This is a genomic window from Actinacidiphila yanglinensis, from assembly GCF_900107965.1.
GTDB lineage: Bacteria > Actinomycetota > Actinomycetes > Streptomycetales > Streptomycetaceae > Actinacidiphila > Actinacidiphila yanglinensis.
On record NZ_FNVU01000022.1, the window covers coordinates 124,459 to 150,561 of the forward strand.

A 26,103-nucleotide genomic window follows, 5' to 3' on the forward strand; every position below is an offset into this window, starting at 1 on the left:
ACATCCGTTCCGGCAGATGGAATGATGGGCTAAGCTAGGCGACATGGCGAAGATGGTCAACAGCCGAATCGGCGAGCAGGGCCGTGCGAAGGGCCCGATCGACAAGGCGATGGAGGTGCTCGAAGCCCTCGTCGAACCCGGTGGGCCGCACCGGTTGGGGGATCTGGCCCGGCGCACCGGCCTGACGAAACCGACCGTCCACCGGCACCTGCAGACGATGGCCGAGTTCGGCTTCGCGCAGCCCGTCGACGGGGGCCGCTACCAGGCGGGACCGCGGCTGCTCGGGCTGGCCGCCGCGGCGCTGCACGACGGCCGGGACCTGCGGCTGGCCCGTCCCGTGCTGGCCGAACTCCACCGGCGCACCGGCCGGCTCGCGCACTACGCCGTACGGCACGGGGACGACGCGGTGCACCTGGAACTCTCCGACGCGCCACCGGAGTTCCGGATGGGCGTGCCGCCCGGCGGCCGAACGCCCCTGCACCGCAGCGGAGTCGGACTGGCGATGCTCGGCGCGCTGCCGCCCGAGGAACGGGACGAGCTGCTCGACGGCGTGCCGCCGGAGGCGTGGGCCGCGCACCCGCTCGATGGGCCCGCGGCGGTCCGCGCGGTGCTGCACGACGCGGCCGAGCAGGGTTACGCGGTCGACGACGGGTACGGCGAACCGGACGTGCGCTCGGTCGCCGCGCCGGTCCTCGACCGGTCGGGACAGGTGGTCGGCGCGGTCGGCATCTCCGGGCTGACCTTCACCCTCGACCCGGAGAGCGTGCGGCTGTTCGGCCCGATGGTGCGCGCCGCCGCCCGCTCCGTCTCGGCGGGCCTGGGCGGACCGGCGCCGGTCCTGGGCGTCGTGGACCCGGCCGCGGGCGGGGGGCCCGGCTCGTGGCCGGGGGAGCGGGGATGAGCACGCTCAGGGACCTGCTCGCCGCGGGCCGCGAGCGCGGGGTCTACTCCGCGGCCGCCTGGTCCGTCGGCGACGCCGGCGCCACCCTGGACCGGGGCTGGACCGGCACCCGGAGCCGGACCGGGCCGGCGCTGGACGGCAGCGAGGTGTGGGACCTCGCCTCGGTCACCAAGCCGGTGGTCGGGCTCGCGGTGATGGCCCTGGTCGACGAGGGCGCCCTGCGGCTGGACGACACCGTCGGCGACCACCTCGCGGCGTACCGGGGTGGCGACAAGGCGGAGGTGACGGTACGTCAACTCCTCGCCCACACCTCGGGTATCCCCGGCCAGGTCCCGCTCTACCGCGACCACCCCACCCGCGCCTCGCTCCTGGAGGCGATCCGCCTGCTGCCGTTGACCGCGGCGCCGGGCACCCGGGTCCAGTACTCCTCGCAGGGCTTCATCCTGCTGGGACTCGTCGCGGGGGCCGCCGCCGGGCAGCCGCTCGACGCCCTCGTCCAGCGGCTGGTCTGCGGCCCGCTCGGCATGACCGGCACGGGCTTCCGGCCGGACGCCGCCGCCCGGCAGCGGGCGGTGGCCACCGAGGACTGCCCATGGCGCGGCCGCGTCGTGGTCGGCGAGGTGCACGACGAGAACGCGGTGGTGCTCGGCGGGGTGGCCGCGCACGCCGGGCTGTTCGCCCCGCTGACCGACATGGAGCGGCTCGGCCGGTCCCTGGCCGGCGGCGCCCGGGAACTGCTGCGCCCCGGCACCTTCGCGGAGATGACCACCGTCCACAGCGAGGGCCTGGGCCTGCGGCGCTGCCTGGCCTGGCAGGGCCAGGACCCCTCGGGCTCTCCCGCCGGGGACTCCTTCGGCCCCCGCGCCTACGGGCACACCGGCTTCACCGGTACCAGCGTCTGGGTCGACCCCGCGACGGGGCGCTACGTCGTCCTGCTGACCAACCGCGTGCACCCGTCGCGGGCCGGCGACGGCATCGTGGCCGTCCGGCGCGACGTCCACGCGGCGGCCGCCGCGCTCGCCCCCGCCGACGGGGCGGCGCGGCGGTGATCCGCGGGCGGGCCCGCGCGGCGGGAGCGCCGCCCGGGCCCGCGGCGGCCGGTCAACCGGTCGCGGTCGCCGGGTCGCTGGTGCTCGCGGCCCCGGTCTCCACGTGCCCGGCGAAGCGCCGCACGTACGCGGTGTCCGCGCTGGAGGTGACGGTGACGTCGTACCAGTGGTTGCCGGCCGCCACGCCCCAGCCCGGGACACTGCGCGAGCCGCCCGCCGCCACCGTGTACGTGTAGTGCTGGGTGGGCGCGTACGCGTCGGTGGCGGTGAAGGTCACCGAGCCGGTGCCGGGGTTGCTGAACACCAGGGTGACCTGGCCGGTGGAGGCGACGTGCCGGGCGGTCACCTCCGGCCCGACCGAGCCCGCCGTGCCGGCCATCCGGCGCACGAAACCGTTCGGCCCCTGCACCGAGAAGTCGTAGCGGGCGGAGGCGGCCGGCATCGCCCAGCTGTCGCTGAGGGTCTTGCCCGCCTCCACCGTGTACGGCCACGGGCCGTCCGTGCGCACCGCGGAGGTGACGAGGAAGGCCGCGCCCGCCGCGCCGAAGTTGCCGAACGTGAACTGCATCCGCCCGTTGACCGGCGCGGTGTCGGCGGCCAGGTCGTACGGCAGGGCGCGGGCGTTGCGCAGACCGGCCTCCTGCTTCGGCAGCGTGCCGGTGGCCGGCGGGGTGGGCACGTAGTCGCCGGGGTTGGAGTGGTTCGGAGGGGCGTAGCCGCCGGTGCCGGGCAGCGAGGGCGCCGCCGGGTTGCTGCGGGTGAAGTCGAAGGCGGCGGTGAGGTCGCCGCACACGGCGCGCCGCCAGGGCGAGACGTTGGGGTTGTGCACGCCGAACCGCTTCTCGACGAACTGCACGATCGAGGTGTGGTCGAAGGTCTGGGAGCAGACCCAGCCGCCGGTGCTCCAGGGCGACAGCACCAGCATCGGCACCCGCGGCCCGAGCCCGAACGGCCCGGCGGCGTAACCCGACACGCCGCCGGTGTACAGGTCCTGGGTGACGTCGGCGGTGGACAGGCCGCGGGCGGCGGAGGCGGGCGGGAACGGCGGCACCACGTGGTCGAAGAAGCCGTCGTTCTCGTCGTAGGTGAGGAAGAGCGCGGTCCTGCTCCACACGTCGGGGTCGGCGGTGAGCGCGTCGAGGACCTGGGAGACGTACCAGGCGCCGTAGTTGGCGGGCCAGTTGGGGTGCTCGCAGAACGCCTCGGGAGCGGCGATCCAGGAGACCTGGGGCAGGTCGCCGGCCAGCACGTCGGCCTTGAGGCGGTCGAACCAGCCGTCGCCGCCGTTCACGTCGGTGCCGGTGCGGGCCTTGTCGTAGAGCGGGTGGCCGGCGGTGGCGTTGCGGTACTGATCGAAGTAGAGCAGCGAGTTGTCGCCGTAGTTGCCGATGAACGCGTCGCTGGTCCAGCCCCACCCGCCGGCGGCGTCCAGGCCGGTGCCGGTGTCCTGGTAGACCTTCCAGGACACCCCCGCCGCCTCCAGGATCTCCGGGAAGGTGGTCCAGCCGTAGCCGGCCTCCTCGTTGCCCAGCACCGGGCCGCCGCCCTTGCCGTCGTTGCCCGCGTAACCGGTGTACATGTAATAGCGGTTGGGGTCGGTGGAGCTGAGCATCGAGCAGTGGTAGGCGTCGCAGATGGTGAACGCGTCGGCGAGGGCGTAGTGGAAGGGGATGTCCTCGCGGGTGAGGTACGCCATCGTGGTGGTGGACTTGGCGGGGATCCAGCGGTCGTAGTTGCCGCCGTTCCACGCCTGGTGGGTGCCGGACCAGCTGTGGTCGAGGTCCTGGATGAACTGCAGGCCCAGGTTGTCGGCGGCCGGCCGGAAGGGCAGCGTCTCGTGGCCGGCGGAATTCGCCTGGTGGAAGACGGTCTTCCCGCTGGGCAGCGGGGCCGGGCGCGGGTCGCCGAAGCCGCGCACGCCCCGCAGGGTGCCGAAGTAGTGGTCGAAGGAACGGTTCTCCTGCATCAGGACGACGACGTGCTCGACGTCCTGGAGCGTCCCGGTCCCGGCGGCGGCCGGGATCGCGGCGGCCTTGGCGATGCCGCCGGTGAGCAGGGACGCGGCGGCGGTGGAGCCGGCGAGCTGGAGGAACCTTCGGCGGTCGATGTGGGGCACGGGTGGTTCTCCTGACGGTCCGGTGGGGGCGGCCCAGGCAGCGGATGCGCCTGCGCGATGGTGCGCGCTGAGGAGGTGTCCGCGTCATCTCCGATCAAGGGGACGACGCGCACATGATGGTGACGGCCCGCGCATGGTGTCAATGCCGCATGAACAACCCGTGGCCGGGCCCGGACCGCGGCCGGAACTCCCGTTCGTTGGAGTGGCGGGGCGGCCCCCGCCTCCCCGGGGCGGGACGGGCCCGACGAGCGAAGGAGTGCAGGGTGAGCAGCGAAGCGGTCGGGACGGACGGCCCCGCGGAGGACGCGCCGGAGAGCGGCGGCGTGCCGGCGGCCGATCCGCCGGGGCGGCGCCGGGCCGCGGGGCCGCGCCCGATGTGGAAGGAGATCCCGCTGCTGGTCGTCGTCGCCCTGGTGCTCGCCCTGCTCATCAAGACCTTCTTCGTGCAGGCCTTCTCCATCCCCTCGGACTCGATGCAGAACACCCTGCAACGCGGCGACCGGGTCCTGGTCGACAAGTTCACCCCCTGGTTCGGCTCGACGCCCGAACGCGGCGACGTCGTCGTCTTCCACGACCCGGACGACTGGCTCGCCGACGAGCCGACCGCGCACCCCAACCCCCTGCAGAAGGCGCTCGCCTTCGTCGGCCTCATGCCGTCCGCCAACGAACGCGACCTGATCAAACGCGTGATCGCGGTCGGCGGGGACACGGTGGAGTGCCACGGCAGCGGTCCGGTGGAGGTCAACGGCAAGCCGCTGGCCGAGCCGTACGTCTACGCCGGGAACACGCCGTGCAGCACCGACAACCAGGGGCAGTTCACGGTGACGGTCCCGCACGGCGACCTGTGGGTGATGGGCGACCACCGCCAGGACTCCGCCGACTCCCGCTACCACCAGGACGACGCGCACCAGGGCTTCGTCCCGGTCGGCAACGTCGTCGGCCGCGCCTTCGTCGTCGGCTGGCCGCTCTCCCACTGGGCCGTACTGCACGTCCCGGGCACCTTCGGGCAGCCCGGCATCGGTGCCGCCTCCGCCGCCGCGCCCGGCGCGCTCGGAATGGCCGGCGCGGCCCCCCTCGTCCTGTGGCGCAGGCGCCGGCGTCCCGCCGGCCGGCCGCGGGAGAACGGCGGGACCGGGGAGCGCGCGTGAACGCCCCCGTCAGGTCGGCACGTTGTAGGCCATCAGCGACACCTGCCCGGCGGAGACCCGCAGTTCGGTGATCGCGCAGTTGCGCAGCCCGGGGAGGATCCGGCGGTACTCGCTCTCCCGCAGGCCGAGCAGCCGGCACAGGGCCAGCCGGAACAGGGTGTTGTGCGCGACGGCCAGCACCCGCTGCCCCGGCCGGCCCGCGGCCAGCCGCAGCAGCGCGCCCGCGGCGCGCGCGGCCGCCGCCACCGGGTCGTCGCCGCCGGGCAGCGGGTGCGCCGCCGGGTCCGCCAGGAAGGCCGCGACCTCGTCCGGGTGGGACACCCGCAGCTCGCCGAGGGTGCGGCCCTCCGCGATGCCGAAGTCCACCTCGCGCAGGTCGGGTTCGACGACGGGGGTGAGGCCGGTCGCCCGGGCCGCGGGGGCCGCCGTGACGCGGGCGCGGGACAGCGGGGACGTGACGATCGCGTCCAGCCCGGCGCCCGCCGCCCACGCGCCCAGGGCCTCCGCCTGGTCCCGCCCGAGCGGCGTCAGGTCGATGTCGCTGACCCCGGTGTAGCGGTTCTCCTCGTGCCAGACGGTCTCGCCGTGCCGGGTGAGGAACAGCGTCGTGGCGGCGGTCATCCGTGCTCCCGTGCGTAGGCGGCGGTCTCGGCAGGGAGCCAGCCGCGCTGCTCCCACGCGTCGAGCATTGCCGCGAAGGGCTCGTCGAACCGGCGGCTCACCTCGGGCCGCGGCTCCAGCGTCGTGCGCACCCGCACCATCGGCCGCAGGGCCGACAGCGGCGGCGCGCCGTCACCGGAGGTCGCCCCGGAAGCCGTCCCGGACGCCTCCGCGGCGCCGACGCCGTGCGCCGCGAGCACCGCCATGCCGAGTGCGGAGTCGGCCTGTTCGGGGATGGTGGCCGGCCGGCCGAGCACGTCGGCACGCAACTGGTTCCAGTACGCGCTGGTCGTGGCACCGCCGGTGAACGCCACCGGCCCCTCGATCCGGGCGCCGAGCTGGCGCACGTAGGCCAGGCACAGGCGCTCGACGTACGCCACCCCCTGGAGCAGCGACGCGTGCAGGTCGCCGTCGCCGGCCGGGGTGCCGAGAGTGAAGGCCTCGGCGTCGGGGGCCAGGAACGGGAAGCGCTCGCCGGGCGAGACCAGGGGGTACGACAGCACGCTCGACGGTTCGTGGCCGGCCGCGGCGCGGTCCAGGCGCGGAAGGTCGGCGCCGGGGAACGCCCGGGTCAGCGCGCCGGCGCCGACGCTCGACGCGCCGCCCGGCAGCCAGTTCCCGTCGGCGGAGCGGTGGTTGTAGAGCACGCCCGCCGGGTCGGCCAGCGGGCTCGCCGTGACGCCCTTGATGACGAGCGTGGTGCCGAGGACGGTGTTCCACTGGCCGACGTCCCAGGCGCCGGAGCCGAGTTGGGCCGCGCAGCCGTCGGTCATCCCGGCGACGACCGGGGTCCCCTCGGCAAGTCCGGTCAGCGCCGCCGCCTCGGCGCAGACCGTGCCCAGCAGCGTGCCGGGCGCCACCACCTGCGGGAAGTCGATTTCGGACAGGCCCAGTTGCTCGTGGACCACCCGGGGCCAGGCGCGGCCGTGCAGGTCGTAACCGGTCTTCAGGGCGTGGCTGGAGTCCGCCGGCACCGGTCGCCCCACCAGCCGGGTGGTGACGAAGTCGGCCTGGTGGCACACCCGGGCGCCCCGGAGCGCGGCCGCCCCGGCCTCCTCCCGGCGGACCAGCCACAGGAGTTTGGCCAGCGCCCAGCTCGGCTGGATGCGGTAGCCGAGGGCGTCCCACACCTCGGCGCCGGTCTCCTGGGCCTCTCGCGCCTCGGCCGCCGCCCGCCCGTCGTCGTACATCAGCGCCGGTGTCAGCGGGGTGCCGCGGGAGTCGGTGAGCAGCACGGTGCCGGACGTGCCGCACACCGCGAGTCCCCGCACCCGCGCGGCCGTGAGCGGGCGCAGCGTCTCGCGGACCGCCGCGCCGACGCCCTCCCACCAGTCGGAGGGGAACTGCTCGTGGCGGACGCCGTCCCGGACGCCCGTGAGCGGGGCCGACCCGCGGCCGAGGACGCGGCCGCGGTCCGTCACGGCCAGGGCACGCACGCTCTGCGTCCCGAGGTCGATGCCCAGCCACACGTCCTGGCCGGGTGCGTCGGATGGGTCCGTCACGGGCTCCCGCCTCTCGTCGTCGTCCGGTGGCCGGCGGACGCTTTTTCACACCGTGACCACAGCCTGGTCAGGTGCCCGTCCACAGGGTCGCGACGGGTCCGCCTCTCGGCTCCCACCTGGTGTGAGACCACTCAACGGGCCGGTCGACGGGTTGACCCGACCGCCGCGCGTAGTGAACACTGCCGAACGCTACCTCAGCATAGAATGTTATATCCACAGTGCAGGTTGTTACTGTCGGCCGGACGGATCGGAACGGGACCGAGGAATGTCACAGGACAAGAACCGCCGGGGGCCGTCGCAGCGCCGCCGCGAACTCTCGGACCATGTGCTGGCCGAGGGGTCGGTCTCCGCGTCCGACCTGGCCGAGCGGTTCGGTGTGAGCCTGATGACCATCTACCGGGACATCGACGAGCTGGAACGCGAGGGCATCCTGCGCAAGTTCCGCGGCGGGGTCACCGTCCAGCCGTCCGGCGTGTTCGAGAGCAACGTCGCCTTCCGCAAGAAGACCATGCTGGACGAGAAGAAGGCCGTCGCGGCCAAGGCCGCCTCGCTGATCGAACCCGGCATGTCCGTCATGATCGACGACTCCACCACGGCGCTCGAACTGGCCCGGCTGCTGCCGGGCATCGACCCGCTGACCGTCGTGACCAACTTCCTCGAAGCCCTCAACCTGCTCGCCGACGAGCGCGGCCTGCACCTGATGGCGCTCGGCGGCGACTACGACCGGCTGCACGACTCCTTCCTCGGTGTGCCCTGCGTGGAGGCGATCGAGGCGCTGCGGGTGGACCTCTGCTTCGTCTCGACCTCGTCGGTGCTCGGCGACTTCGCCTACCACCAGGAGCAGCGCATCGTCGCGGTCAAGCGGGCGATGCTCAAGGCGGCCAACCGCAGCGTCCTGATGATCGACCACTCCAAGCTGGGCCGCACCGCGCTGCACCGGCTCGCCCCGCTCACCACCTTCGACCTCATATTGATCGACGACCGCACCCCGCCCGACGTCCTGCGCTCCCTCGACGAGAGCGGCGTCCCCTACCAGACCGCCGCGACCTGAGCACCTCAAGGAGACCCTGCCCATGAGAATCCTCGCGGCGGGCGACCACTTCGTCGCCCCCGATCTGCTCACCCGGGAACTCACGGCCGAGATCGGTACCGACCACTCCATCGAAGAGCTGCGCCTGCCGTGGCCGTTGACCCCCTTCGGCCGGGTCGCCGAGGTCGACGAGGCGTCGGGGGACGAGGACACCATGCTCACCGCGCTGCGAGGAGCGGAGGTGTGCGTCACGCAGATGGCGCCGGTCACCCGCAAGATCTTGGAGGGTGCCCCCGACCTGCGGCTGGTGGTCATCGGCCGCGGCGGCCCGGTCAACGTCAACCTCGACGCGGCGAAGGAGCACGGCGTCCAGGTCTGCAACACCCCGGGGCGCAATGCCGCCGCCACCGCCGAGTACACCCTCGGGCTGATGCTCGCGGCGATGCGCCGCATCCCCGAGACGTCCGCCGCGCTCGCCGCCGGCCGCTGGGCCGGCGAGTTCTACACGTACGACAACTGCGGCCCCGGGATCGACGGTTCGACGGTCGGGCTGATCGGCTGCGGCGCCGTCGGCAGCAGGGTGGCGCGCGCCCTGACCGCCCTCGGCGCGCAGGTGCTCCTCTACGACCCGTACGCCGACCAGCGGGTGCTGCGCGAGTCGGGCGAACCCGTCGCCGACCTCGACGACCTGCTGCGCCGCTCCGACGTGGTCTCGCTGCACGCGCGCCTGACCCCGGAGACCCGCGGCCTGCTCGGCGCCCGCGAGCTCGCACTGCTGCCCGAGGGCGCGGTCGTCGTCAACTGCGCGCGCGGCGCGCTGCTGGACGAGGAGGCGCTGTGCGACGCCCTGGAGTCGGGCCGGCTCGCCGCCGCGGGGCTGGACGTGTTCGCGGTGGAGCCGCCGCCGCCCGGCTCGCGGCTGCGCACCGCCCCCCGGCTGGTCATGACGCCCCATCTGGCGGGCGCCAACACGTCCGTCGCCCACAACGCCGCGCGTATCGCGGCGGCGGAGGTGGGCAGGTTCCTGCGCGGCGAGCCGCTCGCGCACCGCGTCATCTGAAGCTCCCGTCACTTGAAGCTCCCACCACCTGAAGGTCTTTCAGCCGAGGAAGGGACACACGGTGTTCGTCGGACTGGACTTGGGAACCTCCGTCGTCAAGGCGGCGGCCTTCGCCGATGACGGCACGACCCTGCGCGTCGAGTCGACGCCGATCGCGCTGGGCGGGCAGGGCGAGCACGTCGAGCAGGACATCGAGGAGGTGGTGCGTGCCGCCACCGGCGTCGTCGAGGCGGTCACCGGGGGACAGGATTCCGCGCTGGTCGCGATCACCGGTCAGGGCGACGGCCTGTGGCTGGTCGACGCGGACGGCCGGGCGGTGCGCCCGGCGCTGTCCTGGATGGACGGCCGGGCCGGCGGGCTGGTGGCCGGATGGATGGCGGACGGCACCGCCGACCGGCTCTACCGGCGCACCGGCCAGGTACTCTTCCCCGGCTCGCCCGGTCCGCTGCTGGCCTGGCTCGACTGCAACGAACCGGCCTCCCTGGACGCTGCCACCACCGCCGGCTGCTGCAAGGACGTCGTCCACCTGCGGCTGACCGGTGAGCGCGGCACCGACCTCTCCGACGCGTCGAACCCGTTCCTCGACCCGCGCACCCGCGGCTACGCCCCCGAGGCGCTCGCCGCCCTCGGCGTCGACCACCGCAAGGGCCTGCTGCCGCCCATCGCCGCGACGCTGCCGTACGGCGAGGCGCGCGACCGCGTCCCGGGCCTGACCCGCGGCACCCCCGTCACCTCCGGCCCCTACGACCTGCCGGCCTCCGCGACGGGCGCCGGGGTGACCGAGCCGGGCGACGGGCTGCTCATCGTCGGCACGACGCTCGCCTGCCAGGTCGTCGTCGAGCGCGTCGCCCTCGACGAGGACCCGGTCGGCTTCCACCTCGCCACGGCCAGGCCCGACCGCCACATGCGGGCGCTGCCCGCCATGACCGGCACCGTGGCGCTCGACTGGGTGCTCGGCCTCACCGGGACCGTCCACGACCAGCTCTCCGACCTGCTCGACGCCTCCCCGCGCGGCGCGCGCGGCGTCGCGGCCCTGCCCTACCTGTCACCGTCCGGCGAGCGGGCGCCCTTCGTCGACCCCACGGCCCGGGCCGAGTTCACCGGCCTCGACCTGCGGGCCACCCGCGCCGACGTGGTCCGCGCCATGTGCGAGGCCATCGCCTTCGCCGCCCGGCACTGCCTGGAGGCGGCCGGGCTGTCGGGCCGGCTGGCCGTCTGCGGCGGCGGCGCCCGCAACCCGGAGTGGCTGCGGCTGTTCGCGGACGTGCTGGGCCGTCCGCTGCGCGTCGCCCGGGGCCCCGAGCCGGGCGCGCGAGGAGCGGTGCTGGCAGCGGTGGCCGCCCACGGCGACACCCTCGGGCAGCACCTCGACCTGGCGGAGTGGACGGCCCCCGAGGCGGTGGTCGACCCCGATCCGGCGGCCGTCGCCTTCTACGACGAGGCGTACCAGGACTACCTGTTCCGGGTCGGGAGCGCGCGGGACCGCTGGAAGGGCCCTGCGGGCAGCCCGGCCGTGTAGCGCCCCGGCCCGCCGCCCGGGAGCACCTCGACCCGTGCGGCGAGGGTCGCGGCGGTCCGCGGCAACTGGGCTCCGGACGCGGCCCGTTCGCTTCGGGCCCGTCCGGCGCGGTCCGTTCGGCCCGGCTCCTGACGGCCGGACCGAACGGACCCGGGGATCAGCCGGCGCCCGGGTCGTCGCTGGTGGCGTACGGCTCGTGGTCCGGGCGCGGACGGGGCAGCACCTCCGCGGGGTACGGCGCGCCGGCGAGGAGGCGGACCGGGCCGAGGAGGCCCGAGACGCGCTGGCCGGGGAAGACGAAGTGCGTCGGGCTGGTCGCGTCGAGGCGGGGCCCGAGCGTGCCGAACACCGTGACCTCCAGGGTGTTGGCGCCCGGGGCCACCAGCCCGGTCAGGTCGAAGACGTACGGGGAACAGACGCGCACCCCGGCCCGTACCCCGCCGACGGACACCTCCGCCGTGCCCCGCACCCGGCCGAGGTCGAGGCGGACGGGCCCCTGCGCGGCATCGGCGGGTACCCGCACGACGCGGCGGTAGCGCACCCCGCCGCTGTACTCGGCCAAGCCGTGGGACGCCCAGTCGCCGGTCCCGATCCGCCCCGGGCCGACCTCGCAGCGCAGCGGTCCCGCCAGGGCCGCCCCGCCCTCGTGCCCGGCGTCCGGCTCCAGCCGCAGGGCCGCCGCCCGCGCGCCCGAGGGGGCGTCGCCACCAGGCAGGTCGACCGCCAGCGTGTGCCGCCCCCGGGTCCCCGCCGTGCCGCCGCACGCCGCGCCGTCCACGAACAGGGTGGCCCCGCCGTGCACTTCGACGCTCAACCGGGTCGCCCCGGGCGGCAGTTCGCACCACAGCCACTCCACCCGCGGCCGGTCGCCGGGCACGGCGAACCCGACGGGGACCACGGTGCCGTCGTCGGCGTCCGGGTCCAGCCAGGCGGCGCCGGGCAGCGGGTGCGGCCTGCGGCGCAGGTACAGCGCGGCCGGGTCGCCCACCGGCTCGCGCCGCACCACCAGCGGTACCCGCGCGCCGTCGCGCTCCGCCCACCACGTGGCATCGCTGTGCAGGGCCGCGACGGGAACCGGGCCGTCGTCGTGGAGGACCGCGTCCACCAGGACGGCCGGATCGCCGCCGTCGCTCTCGACCGAGATCTCGTTGTCGCCCGCCCGCAGCGCCGCGGTGACGTCATGGCGCCGGACGCGCGGCACCGCGTGCTCGGCGTACGGGTCGAAACCGCCCTGCCGGCCCATCACCTGCCCGTTCACCCGCAGCACGCACCGGCCGCGGGCCGCGACCTGGACCACGCCGCGTGCGGGCGGCGCGGCCAGCGACAGGGTCGTGCCGACGCGTCCGGCGCTCTCACCCGGGCCGCCGTCCCCGCCCGGCGCCCCGCCGCCTCCGGCGAGGATCCACTCGGGGCGGCGGTAGCGCCCGGCGTCGCGCACGAGCGCCACGTGCGCCCGCAGGTCCACGTCCTGATGAGGAGTCAGATCCAGCTCCAGGAGCAGCCGGCCGGGCCCGGTCCGCAGCCGGCCGAGGGCCAGATGCCCGCCGTCCTCCAGCGCGACCGGCTCGCCCGCCAGCCGGACCGACTTCGCGGCGGCGGCGCCGACCGCGAGCCAGCCGTCGAAGGGCTCGGTCAGCAGCAGGTCGGCCGCCACCCGCCGGGTCACCCCCGCCGCGGACGGGCCGACGTGCAGGAACTCCTCGGGCACGTGGCCCTTGGGGCCCAGCACGTCCCGGTGCACCGGGTCCTTGTGGATACCGCGCGAGGCGGACCACTCCAGAGTGGCGACGGTCTCCCCGGCGGGCCCGCGCAGGACGGCGTGCGGGCCGAACATGGCATGCGCGGGCGGGTGTTCGGGCTGGGCGGCGCCCCCTCCCGCCGCCCAGCCGTCGCGCACGCCGTCCTCGCCGGGGACTTCCGCCCGGTGCCGGAACGTGCGCAGTTCGGTGGTCGCCGGGGCATCCGGCCCGGCTGCCGGGCGGTCGAAGTCCCCCCAGGTGTTGTCGGCGGTCGGCACGAGGGTCATGTCCCACTCGGCGTCGGCGGGGATCACGAGCGTGCTCGCGCCGCCGTCGTCCGCGGACAGCGTCGGTGCCGGTGCCGGTGCCGGTGCCGGTGCCGGTGCCGGTGCTGGTTCCGGTGCCGTGCGCGCCTGCTCGTGGTGGTCGGGCAGGACCAGGACCGCGGCGGGGCCGGACGCGAAGGGCACCTCCACCCGCAGGCAGCCCGGCTCGTCGGGGTCGGCCTCGACCGGCAAGGAGCGGGCGGCGCCGCCGAACGGATTCAGCAGCACCGCGTGGTCCGCCCCGTCCGGGACCCGCACCTTCACCCGCGCCGAGGCGGCGTAGCGATCGGGGTCGAAGTCGTAGCGCGCGTCCAGCCAGCCGAGCGCGGCGCCCCGCTCGTCGGGCGCGGCGACCTCCGCCCGGGTGGCCCGCGGGGCGGCGGCCGTCAGGAACACCACCGTGGCGCCCTCCACCCGCCGGGCCAGCGCGGGCACGCTCGCCTCGACGGAAGGACGTGATCCGGCGGTCGGGTCCCCCGGTGCGGTGTCCAGCGCGTCGGCCAACCGGTCCGCCGAGGGGACGAACACCGCGCGGCCGTCCGCGAAGTACGCGCGGAGCGCGCCGAGCACGGCATCCGCGTCGGCGCCGGAGCCGGCGCCCACGATCTCCTCCGGCAGCGCGCCGAGCGCGACCACGCGCCCGCCGGCCGCCGCGAACTCCACGAGCCGCCGCGCGGTGTCCGCCTCCAGGACGGTGCACGCGGGCAGCAGCACCGTCGCGTAGCGCTCCTCGGCGACGCACAGCCGCGTCCCGTCCCGGCCGCCGCGCCGCACCGCCGCCCGCGCGAGGGACGCGTCGTCGATCACGTCGGCGTCGCGCCCGAGCCGGTCGAGCACGCCCGGTCGGGTGTGGAACCAGGTCATGTCGCCGACGAGTTCGAGGTAGGTCGCCTGGGCGCGCGCCGCGTCGGCCGAGACCCCGTCCAGGGCGGTGCCGGCCTGCGCGGTGGTGGTGGGCAGCAGCACCGCGAGATCGCACAGGTGGCGGCCCAGGCTCAGGATCGCGCACAGCCGGGTCACCGCGTCGGCGAAGACCCGGTGGTGGCGCCAGTACGGCTGGCGCCAGTCGGTCCCGGGTGGCGCCCACTCCCACCACCCGCCCTTGGTCGTGTAGTACACCGCGTGCGGGTTGTAGAGGGTCGCCCCGGCGCGCAGCCAGGGGAGCAGCCAGTCGAAGGTCTCCTCCAGCGTGCCGCCCCACCCGGTGGAGTGGAACGCCTCGATCCAGGTCCGCCGGCCCCCGTACAGGTGCGCCAGGGAGGAGTGGATGCGGGCGTCGCCGTGGTGGTCGGAGCCGGGCGCGGAGAACCACCGGTGGGTCCTGGCGTAGTCGGCGTACAACTCGACGCCGCCGACCGGGTGTCCGGCGCGCGCCGGGTCCTGCTGGTCGCAGCCGATGAGCAGGCCGTGCCGCTCGTGCCAGCCGGCGAGCGGCCGGAAGAACGCCTCCTCGGCCAGCTCCGCCCGGGTCAGCTGGTAGTCGCGGCGCACGCCCGCGGCCTCGGGGGCGGCGCCGCCGTCCTCGTACAGCGCGTCCAGGCGGGGCACGAGGTCGTAGCCGCGCAGCCGGCGGAACTCCGCCGCGAACCGGGTCGACCAGGTGGGCAGGGACGGCAGTTCGTCCTGGAAGGAGCCCACGACCACGCTGCCGAGCCGGTCGCCGAGGTGCCGCTCGAAGGCGCCGTGCACCCGGTCCAGCAGCGCGGCGCACGCCTCGGTCCCGAGGTAGTCGAAGCCGCGCGCCACGTGGTGGTGGAGGGTCAGCCGCCAGCGGCCGGGTCCGGGCGGCCGCACCGCCCGCCTCTCGACGGCGACCGGCACCGCGGGGCCGCTCACCCGCCCCGCCGCGTCCAGCGGTTCGGCGTGGCCGCCGATCGGCCGCCCGTGCGGCGGGCAGCGCAGCGCGCCGTCCCCGTCGACCACCGCGCGGACCCGTTCCAGCCGGCGCCCCGCGAACTGCTCCCGCTCGTCGACCAGTCGGGCCTGGAGGTCGGCGCCGGAGAAGCCCAGCTGGTCGTAGAACCAGAGCAGGACGCCCAGTTCGGCGGCGTCCGCGCAGACGCCGTCGAGCAGCGCCCACCAGGCGTCGCTCATGAACGGCGGATCGTCCGCGTCGGAGCCGAACAGCGGCCCGGACGGTGCCAGGTTGAGGATGACGAGGTTGAACACCCCGCCCTCGGCGAACCGTTCGAGCTGCGCCCGCAGCCGCGCCCGGTCCAGCCGCTCCCCGCTCCACCACCAGATGGCGGTGGGCGAGAAGGCCCTGGGGGGTTCGGCGAGGATCGATGCGACGGTGTGCGGCAGGCCGTGGTGGGCCCGGCCGTTCGCCCGGACATCCGCTGACGTGGCGTCAGCCCTTGAGACCACCTGCGAACCCCTTGATCACGTAGCGCTGCAGCAGCAGGAAGACGACGAGGATCGGCAGCGCGGCGAGCACCAGGCCGGCGAAGACCAGGCCGTAGTCGGAGACGTACTGCCCGACGAAGGAGAACACCGCCACCGGCACGGTCTCCTTGCCGGAACCGCCCAGGTACAGCAGCGGGGTGAAGAAGTCGTTCCAGATGAACACCGCGTTCAGGATGATCACGGTGCCGGTGATCGGCCGCAGCAGCGGGAAGACGATCCGGGTGAACGCCTGCCGGTGGTTGCAGCCGTCGATCAGGGCGGCCTGCGCGTAGTCCGAGGGCAGCGCCCGGATGAACCCGGTGTAGAGGAAGACGGTGAACGGCATCTGGATGCCGGTGTAGAACAGGATCATGCCCTGGTAGGTGCCGAGCCAGCCGAGGTCGTCCACCAGCTTGTACAGCGGGATCATCCCGAGCTGGAACGGCAGGATGATCCCGAGCAGGAACAGCACGTACAGGCTGTAGCCGAGCCCGCGCACGCACCGTGCGAGGTAGTAGGCCCCGGTCGATCCGATGACGACGAGCAGCACCAGGCTGAGCGCGGTGATGACGGCGCTGTTCAGCAGCGCGGACCCGAGGGACGCCGACGACCAGGCGTTGCCGAAGTTGTGGAAGGTGGGCGACGTCGGCGGTTTCAGCGGCGAGTCGGCGATCTGCGACGGGCTCTTCAGCGACAGCGTGACCAGCGCGTACACCGGGAAGAGGAAGACGACGGCGGCCGCGATCATCACCAGTTCCAGGACGAAGCGCCCGTAGCCCGGCCGCGGTCTGCTGCGGGTCGCCGCGGGTCGCTCCGCACCGGTGCTGACCCCGCCGGCGGTGACGGTACTCACGCAGTGACCTCCCGGGCGCGCAGGTAACGGAGTTGGATCAGGGAGACGGCGGCCACGAACAGCGCGAGGACCAGGGCCACCGCCGTGCTGTAGCCGAACTTCCCGTACACGAATGCTTCCTTGTAGAGCACGGTCGACAGGGTCTCGCTGGACGTGCCGGGCCCGCCGTCGGTCGCGGCGTACACCTGGTCGAAGAGCTTCAGGCCGCCGATCGTCGACAGCATCAGGTTGATGGTCAGCGCGGGCGCCAGCAGCGGCCAGGTCACGTAGCGGAACCGCTGCCAGGCGCCGGCGCCGTCGATCCGGGCCGCCTCGTGGAGTTCGGCCGGCACGCCCTGCAGCCCCGCCAGGAAGATCACCATCGAGTAGCCGGCGTACTGCCAGACCACCATCCCCGCCACCGACCACAGCGTCAGCGACGGGTTGCCCAGCCAGTCCTGGCGCAGGCCGCCCAGACCGACCGCGCCGAGGATGCCGTTGAGCCCCGCCCCGTTCTCGGGGTTGTAGACGTACTTCCACAGGAACGCCACCATCACCGGGCTGACCACGGCCGGCGCGAAGAAGACCACCCGCAGCAGCGCCTTGGACCGGATGTTGGTGTTCACGCCGAGCGCCAGCAGCAGCCCGATCGCGTTCTGCACGACGACGATGGCGACGGTGAGCAGCAGGGTGTTGCCGACGGACGCCAGCGCGCGGTCGTCGTGGAGCAGGGTGTGGAAGTTGTCCAGGCCCACGAACGAGAACGACCCGATGCCGGACCAGTCGGTGAACGCGTAGACCACCCCGGCGATGCTCGGATACAGCACCACGAACGCGTACACGACCAGCGCCGGAACGACGAACAACCACGGCGGTACGGTGGGGTCGCGGCGGCCGAGCCGGGTTCCCGCGATACGAGGTGCTTTCACGACTTCTTCCCGTAGGCCTTGTCCATCTGCGTCAGCGCGCCCTTGACGTCGGTCTTGCCGGCGAGCAGGTCCTGCACGGCGGCGAAGTGGGCGGGCTGCACCTCGGCGTTGGGCCAGCGCTGGTCCATGAAGGGCACCGCGCGGTCGGCGTCGATGATGGGCAGGAACTCCGACAGCGCCGGGTCGAGCTTGGTGGTGGAGTCCCGCTGGAGGGGTATGGCGGACACGGCCGTCGTCCAGGCGTTGAGGTTCTCCTGGGTACCGAGGAACTCGATGAACTGCCGTGCCTTGGTGGCGTTCTTGGCCCGCGCGGACACCCCGAGGCCCACCACGATCCCGGCCGGGATCCACAGCTGCGCCGGGTCGTCGCCGCCGGGGAAGGGGAACATGCTCAGGTCGTCGGGGTTCTTAGCGGCCGCCCGGAAGACGGACAGCACCGAGGAGACCTGGACGGCCATGGCGGCCTTGCCGGTGGCGACCATCGAGGTCTGCTGCTCGTACGTGGTGCCGTCGGGGTGGTCGTTGAAGAAGCCGCGCTTCTGCAGGTCCAGGTACTTGCCCATGGCGTCGGCCCAGCCGGAGTCGGCGAACGTCGCGCGTCCCGCGGCCATCTCGTCGTCGAAGGTGGGGTCCTTGGCGTAGACGGCGTTGGGTACCAGCGCGTAGGTGATCAGCTGCGTGACCCAGGGCGTCTGGGCGCCGAGCGCGATCGGGATGATGCCCTTGGCCTTCAACGTGGCGCAGACGTCCAGCAGTTCGCTCCAGGTGGTGGGCGGTTTCACCCCGGCGTCGGCGAACACCTTCTTGTTGTAGATGGCGCCGATGATGCTGCTGCCCGCCGAGTACAGGTAGGTCTTGCCGTCCCGCCGGTAGGCCGCGTCGAAGCTCTTGGGGATCGTCTTGGTCCACGCCATGTCGGAGAGGTCGGCCAGCAGGCCGGCCTTGGCCAGCTCGACCATGGACATCGCGCTGCCGCTGCCGGGGTACAGGACGTGTATGTCGGGCGCGTTGCCGCCGGCGAGCTGGGTGCGCACCACCGTCTGCACGTCGTCGGTGGGCGCGAACGAGGTGCTGGCCTTGAAGTCGGGGTGGCTCTTGCGGTAGGCGGCGAGCAGTTGCGTGATCGGCTTCTGTTCGTCGGCGACGCCGACGATGCGGACCTTGCCGCCCGAACCGCCACCCCCGCACGCGGTGAGGAGCGAGGGGAGCGCGGTCGCGGCCACGACCCCACCGCCGACGCGGAGGAGTCCTCGGCGGCTCACCGTGCCCCGGCCGGGCAGACTGCGGGAACCCGTGCTCATGGTGTGTCCTCCTCATGGGGACCGGCGGGCGATGGCGCCGCCGGAGCGAATGCCGCGGTGAAGTGGTAGGCCCCCGAGGCCACTTGGTAGTGGGCGTGGTCGGGGCCGGTGCCGATCAGGGTGGCGTGGTCGCCGTCGTCGGGCGCCGCGCCGAGGGCGCGGACCGAGCCGGGATCGGTGGTGGGTACGAAGACGTCGGCCGTGGCCCCGGGCGGCACCTGCACCCGCAGGCTGAGCGTGTCGCCGCGGCGCTCCCAGCCGGCCGCGACGGTGCCGCGCGCCGACTCGTACCGGGTACTGGCGTGGGTGAGCGCGCCCGGCCGGGGCCGCACGCGCAGTCGCCGGTAGGCGACGGACCCCTCGCTCTGGTCCAGGCCGGCCACGCCCCGGTGGAGCCACTCGCCGATGGAGCCGAGCGCGTAGTGGTTGAAGGAGTTCATCGCCGGCGCCCGGAAGCCGCCGTCGGGCGTCCAGCCGTCCCAGCGCTCCCAGATGGTGGTGGCGCCGTGCTGCAGCGGGAACAGCCACGAGGGCACCTCGGTACGGCGCAGCAGCGCGTGGGCCAGGTCGGCGCGCCCGTGCGCGTCGAGGACCGGCGCGGCCAGCGCGACACCGAGGAAGCCGGTCTGCAGTGCGGGCCCCGCCGCCTCGACGAGTTCGGCGAGCCGGCGGGCCGCGCCGTCCCGGAGCTGACCGGGCAGCAGCTCGAAGGCGAGCGCGAGCAGGTAGCCGGTCTGGGTGTCGCCCGCCACCCGCACCCGGCCGTCGGTGCCCGCGGTGACGAAGCGCGCGACGAAGGCGGATCGGATCTCCGCCGCGAGCCCGTGGTGCTCGGCCGCGACGTCGTGCCGGTCCAGCGCCTCGGCGGCGAGGGCGGTGAGCCGGGTGCTGTGCGCGAAGTACGCGGTGGCGACGACCTCGCGCGGAGTGGGCGTGCCGGGGGCGAGCCAGTCGGAGAAGTGCGGGCCCACCCGGTGCCGCCAGATCAGGTCGGGGTTGCGCCGATGGATCAGGGCGACCCAGGCGCGCATGCCGTCCAGCGCGCGGGACAGGAACCGCCGGTCGCCGTAGGTCCGGTACAGGTGCCAGGGCACGATCACGCCCGCGTCGCCCCAGCCGGGCGCGCCCTCGTCGGCGACCCCGGTCAGGCGGGGCGCGACGTTGGTGAAGCCGCCGTCGGGCGTGCGGGCGTCGTCCACGTCGCGCAGCCACTTGGTGAAGAAGGCCGCCACGTCCGCGTTGAGCGCGGCGGTGGGGAGGAAGACCTGCGCGTCGGCCAGCCAGCCGAGCCGCTCGTCGCGCTGCGGGCAGTCGGTCGGCACGCTGACGAAGTTGGAGCGCTGGCCCCATTCGACGCAGGCGTGCAGCCGGCGGATGTCCGGGTCCGAGCAGTCGAACGCGCCGGCCCAGGGCGTGTCGCTGTGCAGGGCGACGGCGACCACGTCCCCGGCCGCCAGCTCCGGGAGGCCGCTGATCTCTGCGTAGCGGAAGCCGTGGTAGGTGAACCGGGGCTCGAACTCGACCGGTCCGCGCCCGTCGCCGATCAGGACGTCCGTCGCGGCGGCGGTGCGCAGGTTGGCGGTGTACAGCCGCTGCTTGTCGTCGAGCACCTCGGCGTGCCGGACCACCACCCGGGCGCCGGCGGCGAGGGCGCCGACGCGGAGCCGGACCCGGCCGGCGACGTTCTGGCCGAAGTCGACGATGTGCGTGCCGGGCAGCACGCGGGTGACGGACACCGGCGGTATCTCGGCCATCGCCCGGACCGGTTCGTCGACGGACGCCACCAGCGACCGGTGCTCGGCATCGGTGACCAGGGCCGGTGACCAGCCTGCGTCGTCGAAGCCGGGCAGGTCCCAGCCGTCGACGGCGTGCCGCCGGTCGTGGCACTCGCCCATCAGGAGGTCGGCATGCCGGATCGCCCCCGTGCCGGTGACCCAGGACCCGTCGGTCGCGACGGTGCGGACGCTCCCGTCCGCGCGGGTGAGCCGCAGTTCGGCGAACAGTTGCGGGAACGTGCCGTAGTGGGCGCCCGCCCGGCGCGGCTCGAAACCGACGAAGCCGCTCCACCAGCCGTCGGCGACCGTCGCCGCCAGCACGTTCTCGCCCTCGGCGACGAGCGCGGTCACGTCGTAGGTCTGGTACTGCACGCGGCGGGTGTAGTCGGTCCAGCCCGGGGCGAGTTCGGCGTCGCCGACCCGGGTGCCGTTCAGCCGCACCTCGTACAGGCCGCGGGCGCTCACGTGCAGCCGGGCGCTGACCAGGGGCGGGCCGGTCGGGTGGGAGAAGGAGCGGCGCAGCAGTGGGCACGGGGCCAGACCGTGGTCGTCGAGCGCGCGCTCGCCCTCGGTCGGGGCGTCCACCACGGCGATCGGGTCCGGGTCGTGGGTGATCCAGGAGGCGGTCCACACCGGCGAGGCGGCGGGTTCCGCGGTGCCGGCAGGCAGGGTCGGGCCGGTCTCGAACCAGGAGCTCGCGGCGGCCGGGGCGTTCCGCGTCGCCGACCAGACCTCGACCTGCCAGTGGTAGCGGGTCGAGGGGCGCAGCGCGGGTCCCTCGTAGCCGGCGCCGATCGCCGCGGGGTCCCCGATCCGGCCGCTGTCCCACCACGCCCGCCCGTCCTCCGCGAGTTCCTCCGGCCGCTCCGCGACGCGGATCCGGTACGCGGTGGGGTCGTCGTCGCGCCGGTCGGACGCCAACCGCCAGGAGAGCAGCGGAGCCGGGTCGTCGATTCCGAGCGGGGTGGTGCGGTGGTCGCACCGCAGGGCGTAGGGCCGCAGTGCGGACACGGGCACGTCCTCCCTTCGCACCGGGAACGGCGTGAAGATGATCATCCTTGGATGTGAAAACTAACGTCGATTCTGTGGCGTGGAGACTATGAGTCCCCATCGAGGGGTGTCAAGAGTCACGTCAGCGCCCTGATCTGCTGCTCCCATGTCGTGACCCAACTCCCGGCGGGCACGGCTGCGACCGGCGTGGCAGCTGAGGCGCGCGACAGCGGGCGACGGATGGCCGGTGCGTGATATTCGCTGCGTGATTACCACATGAATGAACGTGAAAATGCCGTGCTGCGGGCGCGCGACCGGTGGGGTCGGGACCGGCGGGTCCCGACCGCCCGACGGTGCGTCAGCCCTGCGGGCCGGCGGACCGGGTCCCCGCCGACGGAACGGCGAGTTCCGCCTCCAGTGCCTCCAGCGCCGCCGCGGACACCCCCGGCGTCCTGGCCGCGAGGTCGTACGGCGACTGGTCGGCGACGCGGCGGGCGAACTCCGGGTTGGCCACCAGCGGCAGGTGCCGCAGCACCGCGGCCCGGCAGTCGCCGTCGGCCAGCAGCTCGCCCAGCGGCGTGGTCACCCCGGGCACTCCCTGTGCCGCCGGGCGGAAGGCGCTCCTCGGCGGCAGTTCCCGGCCGGAGGCCAGCACCAGCGCGAACTGCGCGCGCGCCAGCAGGTGGTGCTCGGTGACCGGGCCGGTGGCCGGCAGGCCCAGCCGCTCGAACTGGCTCTCCGGCGCGTCGGCGGACCGCATCAACTCCACCATCAGCCCCGCCATGCGCAGCTCCAGCGCGTCCGAGAGCAGCGGGTGGCGCTGCTCCGGGTCGCTCTCCAGGTCGAACAGCAGCGTGCCGAAGGCGTGCGGGTTGCCCCAGGGGCGCCCCGGGACGCGCAGCACCGGCGCGTTCCTGGTGAACGGCAGCGGCGGCACGAGCTCCGCGTCCGCCAGTTCCTCCGGCGCGAAGCGGCTGGCCATGTGCGTGGGCATCAGCGTGTACTCGTACAGCGGGTCGTTGCTCTCCCGCAGCGGCGCGCGCATGTAGACGTAGCGCCCGTCGGTCACGTTGACGTGGCCGCCGAACGAGCCGAACAGCCCGGCCTCGCGGACCGGTGCGTCCCGCGCCACCGTGGCGGCCAGCGGCGCGCCCGCCATCGGACCGGGGGCCGGCACGCCGAAGAAGTCCAGCAGGGTGGGGCCGAAGTCGACGGTCTGCACCAGGCTGGAGCGCCGCTCCCCGCGCACCCGGCTGCGCGGGTCCCAGACGAACAGCGGGGTGTGGATGTTCTCGTCGTACCAGGGCTGCACGTTCTTGCCCCACCAGCCGTGCTCGCCGAGCAGCAGTCCGTGGTCGGTGCAGACCATCAGCAGGGTGTCGTCCCACAGCCGGTGCTCGTCCATGGCGTCCAGCACCCGGCCGAGCGAGGCGTCGCACATGGTCAGCAGCGCCAGGTACTCCGCCCGGACCCGGTCGGCCTGCGCCGGGTCCTCGGTCACTCGCCGGTACTCGGGCCAGTCCGCGCGCGGGACGCCGTCGGCGCTGTCGGCCGCGAGGTCGCGCACGTAGTGGGAGCGGTGCTCGTCGTAGGTGAAGAAGGGCTCGTGCGGGTCGAAGCACTCGATCTGCAGGAACCACGAGTCGGCCGCCGCGTTGACCGCGACGAACTCCAGCCCGGCGTCGACCGTCAGGGTCTGCGGGTGCCGGTCCTCGGTCGCCATGTACTGGCGGTTGATCCAGTCCTGGCGGCGCATCCGGTCGGGCCGCCGGCCCAGGACCGGCGGCATCGGCGGGTCGGCGACCTGCCCCTTCCACTTGTCGCCCTCCTGCCCGCGGAAGAACTCGTAGGAGTCGTACCGGTTGTGGAAGGTCGCGCCGCCGTCCTCCCAGTAGTGCTGGTGGTCGGTGACCAGGTGCGTGTGGACACCGGCCCGGGACAGGATCTCCGGGACGGAGTGGTCGAAGGGTTCGAGCGGGCCCCATGAACGGTGCAGGAAGTTGTGCCGGCCGGTGTGGATCTCCCGCCGCGCCGGCATGCACGGCATGCTCCCGGCGTACGCGCGGTCGAAGACCGCCGTCAGCCCGCTGAGCCGCTCGAAATTCGGGGCGTGCACACCCCGCGCGCCGTAGGGCGGCAGGAAGCGTCGGTTGAGGGTGTCGAACATGAGCATGATCGCACGCATGGAGGCTCGTCTTTCCGTCGTACGGGCGGGCGGGCGCCGGGCGGCTGACGGCGGGGCGGCCGGCACGCTCCGGCCGCCCCCTGCCGCCCGGCTCACTGCCACCGGCGCCCGGGCGTCATCGTGCCGGGCGCACCGCGAAGAGCGCGGCCCGCGCCGAGGCGGCGTCGGGGTCCTGCCACCCGGTGACCGCGATCCGGACGCTCTCGCCCGGGAGCAGCGTCAGCACGCCCCGGTCCGCCTCGGCGGTCGGCGCGAGCCGGTCGGCCTGGAGCAGCAGGTCCCGCACCAGTGTCCTGGCGGTGACGACCACGGTCGCGCTGCCCGGCGCTCCGTCGCCGCCGGCGCCGACCTCGACCTCGAACTCCGGCTCGGGGTAGCCGAACGCGAGGTCCCGCACCGGGAAGTGCAGGGCCCGCAGGTCCCCGGCGTCGGCGACCAGGAACTCCTGGCCGCCGTCCGCCGCCGGGCGCAGCTCCTCCGGCACGGCCAGCGTGGCGACGGTCTGCGGGCCGGCGTCGAGGTCGACGGTCCGCTCGGCCAGCACCCGGCCGTCGGCGTGCATCCGGCGCAGCCGCACCGCGGGCCGCCAGGGCGCGTCGCCCTGGTTCACCGCGCACACCGCCGGTGCGCCGTCGCGCGGTTGCACGGTCAGCAACCGGTCCGCGTACAGCCGGCGCAGCTCGTACCACAGCGGTTTGCGCCGCTCGTCGCTGTCCACGGCCGCCCAGGAGCTCACCGGCCAGCAGTCGTTGATCTGCCAGACCAGGGCCCCGGCGCACACCGGCCAGTGCGAGCGCCAGTGCTCCACGCCGGTGGCGACGGCCCGGACCTGGTTGAGCTGCATGAGGTAGTGCCAGCTGTCGAAGTCCTCGGGCACCGCGAAGTGGCGGGCGAGCCCGCGCTCCAGTTTCCCCGTGCCGTCCTCGGCCTTCTGGTGGTGCGTGAACCCCGGTGCGTGCGCGTCCAGTTCCTCGCCGGGCAGCGCGCGCCGCAGCGTCGCGTGGGTGGGCGGCGCCTGCCAGCCGAACTCTGAGACGAAGCGCGGAACCGAGTCGAGGTAGTCGGTGTAGTCCGTGGTGTTCCACACGTCCCACGAGTGGAAGCAGCCGTGCGCGGGGTCGTCCGGGTGGTGGTCCCACGAGCCCGACCAAGGGCTGCCGGCCCAGTAGGGGCGGGTGGGGTCGGTCTCCGCGACGATCCGCGGCAGCAGCGCGAGGTAGTAGCCCTCGCCCCAGGAGTCGCCGCGCAGTTGCTCCTCCCAGTTCCACAGGCCGTACGTCCACAGGTTCTCGTTGTTGCCGTTCCACAGCACCAGGCTGGCGTGCGGCATCAGGCGGACCACGTTCTCCCGCGCCTCGGCCTCCACCTCCGAGCGCAGCGGCTGCCCTTCCGGGTAGGGGGCGCAGGCGAAGAGGAAGTCCTGCCACACCATCAGGCCCAGCTCGTCGCAGGTGTCGTAGAAGCTCTCGCTCTCGAAGATGCCGCCGCCCCAGACCCGGACCATGTCGCAGCCCGCGTCGGCGGTCTGCCGCAGCCGCCGGCGGTAGCGCTCCGGGGTGATGCGGGAGGGGAAGACGTCGTCGGGGATCCAGTTGACGCCGCGGGCGAAGATCCGCTTGCCGTTGATCACCACCGTGAAGCCGGTGCCGTGTTCGTCCGGGGAGGTGTCGAGCACGACCGTCCGGAAGCCCACGCGGCGCGACCAGGTGTCCAGCACGGCGCCGTCTGCGTCCCGAAGCTCCACCTCGCAGTCGTACAAAGGCTGTTCGCCGTGGCCGCGCGGCCACCACAGCCGCGCGTCGGGGACCTCGGCGGTGACGGTGGCGCGGTCGTCGTCGAAGCGGGCGGCGGCGGACCGCCCGCCGACGCGCAGCACCGCGGTCAGCGTCTGTCCGGCGCCGGAGGCGGTGCGCTCGACCTCCAGGCGGGCCTCGACCCGGCCGGTGGTCCCGTCCACCGTCACCAGCGGCCGGACCGCGGCCAGCCGCGCGGTGGACCAGCGCTCCAGGCGCACCGGCCGCCACATGCCGCAGGTCGCCAGCGTCGGCCCCCAGTCCCAGCCGAAGGAGCAGGCCATCTTCCGCACCATGGAGGCCGGATGGGGGTACGCCTCCTCGCGCGCGCCCATCCGCGCACGGGTCTGCTCGGCCGCGGTGAAGGCGCTGGTGAACCGTACCGACAGCGGGATCGGACCGCCGGCGGCGAGTGCCCGCGTCACGTCGAACCGGTAGCTGCGGTGCATGTTGGCGGTGCGGCCCAGCAATTGACCGCCGAGCGTGATCTCGGCGACCGTGTCGAGCCCTTCGAAGACCAGGTCGGTGCGCTCATGGCCGGTGGGGCCGGCGTCGACGACGGTGTCGTACTGCCAGTCCGCCTTCCCGACCCACTGGACGTCCAGCTCGTTGCGGCCCACGAACGGGTCGGGTATGCGGCCGGCGGCCAGCAGGTCGGTGTGCACGCATCCGGGTACCTGCGCCGGCAGTTGCTCCTGCTCGTGCCGGAGCGTCCAGCCCTCGGTGAGCGGAACGGCGTGCCTGGTGCGGGAGTGCGGGGGCGTGGTGGAGGTGTCCATGCTCTTCCATCTGTGTGCGGGGCGAAGGTGGGGCGCTGCCCGTCGGGTGCGGCGCCGGGAACTGCCGTCGGCGGTCGGCAGTCG

Annotated in this window: 16 protein-coding genes; 6 read left to right on the top strand and 10 right to left on the bottom strand. The window is 74.2% G+C overall.

Translation table 11 applies throughout. From position 1 onward, the window contains the following. Nucleotides 1-43: 43 nt before the first annotated feature. Nucleotides 44-901 carry an IclR family transcriptional regulator gene (locus C4U44_RS34275; RefSeq protein ID WP_103890004.1) on the top strand — a complete coding sequence of 286 codons (858 nt, stop codon included), beginning with the start codon at nt 44-46 and terminating at the stop codon, nt 899-901. Then, on the top strand, nt 898-1,950 hold the full coding sequence (locus tag C4U44_RS34280) for a serine hydrolase domain-containing protein (RefSeq protein WP_103890005.1): 1,053 nt from the start codon (nt 898-900) through the stop codon (nt 1,948-1,950). Before C4U44_RS34275 ends, C4U44_RS34280 begins: the two co-directional genes overlap by 4 nt. A 52-nt stretch (nt 1,951-2,002) precedes the next feature. On the opposite strand, the gene C4U44_RS34285 is transcribed toward C4U44_RS34280, so the two are convergent. Next, on the bottom strand, nt 2,003-4,066 hold the full coding sequence (locus C4U44_RS34285) for a phosphocholine-specific phospholipase C (RefSeq protein WP_103890006.1): 2,064 nt from the start codon (nt 4,064-4,066) through the stop codon (nt 2,003-2,005). 263 nt (nt 4,067-4,329) lie between these two features. Here C4U44_RS34285 and lepB point away from each other — a divergent pair, with 263 nt between their 5' ends. Next, nucleotides 4,330-5,214, top strand: a complete 885-nt coding sequence (gene lepB, locus C4U44_RS34290) for a signal peptidase I (protein WP_235032571.1) — start codon at nt 4,330-4,332, stop codon at nt 5,212-5,214. 9 nt (nt 5,215-5,223) lie between these two features. On the opposite strand, the gene C4U44_RS34295 is transcribed toward lepB, so the two are convergent. Together C4U44_RS34295 and C4U44_RS34300 are read right to left on the bottom strand one after the other, a co-directional pair. Next, nucleotides 5,224-5,835, bottom strand: coding sequence for a histidine phosphatase family protein (locus C4U44_RS34295; protein WP_103890008.1), 612 nt, complete (start codon nt 5,833-5,835; stop codon nt 5,224-5,226). Beyond that, complete coding sequence (locus C4U44_RS34300) at nt 5,832-7,376, bottom strand: FGGY-family carbohydrate kinase (protein ID WP_103890009.1); 1,545 nt, start codon at nt 7,374-7,376, stop codon at nt 5,832-5,834. The genes C4U44_RS34295 and C4U44_RS34300 overlap by 4 nt, the downstream gene beginning before the upstream one ends. A 265-nt stretch (nt 7,377-7,641) precedes the next feature. Here C4U44_RS34300 and C4U44_RS34305 point away from each other — a divergent pair, with 265 nt between their 5' ends. The 3 genes from C4U44_RS34305 (at nt 7,642) to C4U44_RS34315 (ending at nt 10,985) form a co-directional block, all read left to right on the top strand. Then, entirely contained in the window at nt 7,642-8,427 is a 786-nt protein-coding gene (locus C4U44_RS34305; protein WP_103890010.1) for a DeoR/GlpR family DNA-binding transcription regulator, read from the top strand. A gap of 22 nt (nt 8,428-8,449) precedes the next feature. Then, the gene (locus C4U44_RS34310) at nt 8,450-9,466 is read left to right on the top strand and encodes a 2-hydroxyacid dehydrogenase (protein ID WP_103890011.1); all 1,017 of its coding nucleotides are present in this window, start codon (nt 8,450-8,452) and stop codon (nt 9,464-9,466) included. A gap of 61 nt (nt 9,467-9,527) precedes the next feature. Then, nucleotides 9,528-10,985 (top strand): FGGY-family carbohydrate kinase, encoded by a 1,458-nt coding sequence (locus C4U44_RS34315; RefSeq protein WP_103890012.1) that lies wholly within the window; start codon nt 9,528-9,530, stop codon nt 10,983-10,985. Nucleotides 10,986-11,142: 157 nt separating this feature from the next. Here C4U44_RS34315 and C4U44_RS34320 read toward each other — a convergent pair whose 3' ends face one another. The 7 genes from C4U44_RS34320 to C4U44_RS34350 form a co-directional block, all read right to left on the bottom strand. Next, a complete protein-coding gene (locus C4U44_RS34320) occupies nt 11,143-15,417 on the bottom strand; it encodes a glycosyl hydrolase (RefSeq protein WP_103890013.1) in 4,275 nt (1,424 codons plus the stop codon). Then, nucleotides 15,401-16,288, bottom strand: coding sequence for a carbohydrate ABC transporter permease (locus C4U44_RS34325; RefSeq protein WP_235032572.1), 888 nt, complete (start codon nt 16,286-16,288; stop codon nt 15,401-15,403). The genes C4U44_RS34320 and C4U44_RS34325 overlap by 17 nt, the downstream gene beginning before the upstream one ends. After that, nucleotides 16,285-17,196, bottom strand: a complete 912-nt coding sequence (locus C4U44_RS34330) for a carbohydrate ABC transporter permease (protein ID WP_103890014.1) — start codon at nt 17,194-17,196, stop codon at nt 16,285-16,287. The genes C4U44_RS34325 and C4U44_RS34330 overlap by 4 nt, the downstream gene beginning before the upstream one ends. Beyond that, nucleotides 17,193-18,497, bottom strand: a complete 1,305-nt coding sequence (locus tag C4U44_RS34335; RefSeq protein WP_103890015.1) for an ABC transporter substrate-binding protein — start codon at nt 18,495-18,497, stop codon at nt 17,193-17,195. Before C4U44_RS34335 ends, C4U44_RS34330 begins: the two co-directional genes overlap by 4 nt. After that, on the bottom strand, nt 18,494-21,328 hold the full coding sequence (locus tag C4U44_RS34340; RefSeq protein ID WP_103890016.1) for an alpha-L-rhamnosidase: 2,835 nt from the start codon (nt 21,326-21,328) through the stop codon (nt 18,494-18,496). The genes C4U44_RS34335 and C4U44_RS34340 overlap by 4 nt, the downstream gene beginning before the upstream one ends. A 292-nt stretch (nt 21,329-21,620) precedes the next feature. Continuing rightward, complete coding sequence (locus C4U44_RS34345) at nt 21,621-23,447, bottom strand: sulfatase (protein ID WP_103890017.1); 1,827 nt, start codon at nt 23,445-23,447, stop codon at nt 21,621-21,623. A gap of 115 nt (nt 23,448-23,562) precedes the next feature. Further along, nucleotides 23,563-26,019: a glycoside hydrolase family 2 protein gene (locus tag C4U44_RS34350; protein WP_103890018.1), complete on the bottom strand. Its 2,457-nt coding sequence runs from the start codon at nt 26,017-26,019 to the stop codon at nt 23,563-23,565. Nucleotides 26,020-26,103 lie beyond the last annotated feature (84 nt).

Excerpts from the sequence above, each read along its gene's own strand:
- C4U44_RS34275 (WP_103890004.1), top strand. The coding sequence starts at position 44 with ATGGCGAAGATGGTCAACAGCCGAATCGGCGAGCAGGGCCGTGCGAAG.
- C4U44_RS34280 (WP_103890005.1), top strand. The coding sequence starts at position 898 with ATGAGCACGCTCAGGGACCTGCTCGCCGCGGGCCGCGAGCGCGGGGTC.
- C4U44_RS34295 (WP_103890008.1), bottom strand. The coding sequence starts at position 5,835 with ATGACCGCCGCCACGACGCTGTTCCTCACCCGGCACGGCGAGACCGTC.
- C4U44_RS34305 (WP_103890010.1), top strand. The coding sequence starts at position 7,642 with ATGTCACAGGACAAGAACCGCCGGGGGCCGTCGCAGCGCCGCCGCGAA.
- C4U44_RS34310 (WP_103890011.1), top strand. The coding sequence starts at position 8,450 with ATGAGAATCCTCGCGGCGGGCGACCACTTCGTCGCCCCCGATCTGCTC.
- C4U44_RS34335 (WP_103890015.1), bottom strand. The coding sequence starts at position 18,497 with ATGAGCACGGGTTCCCGCAGTCTGCCCGGCCGGGGCACGGTGAGCCGC.
- C4U44_RS34340 (WP_103890016.1), bottom strand. The coding sequence starts at position 21,328 with ATGATCATCTTCACGCCGTTCCCGGTGCGAAGGGAGGACGTGCCCGTG.
- C4U44_RS34345 (WP_103890017.1), bottom strand. The coding sequence starts at position 23,447 with ATGCGTGCGATCATGCTCATGTTCGACACCCTCAACCGACGCTTCCTG.
- C4U44_RS34350 (WP_103890018.1), bottom strand. The coding sequence starts at position 26,019 with ATGGACACCTCCACCACGCCCCCGCACTCCCGCACCAGGCACGCCGTT.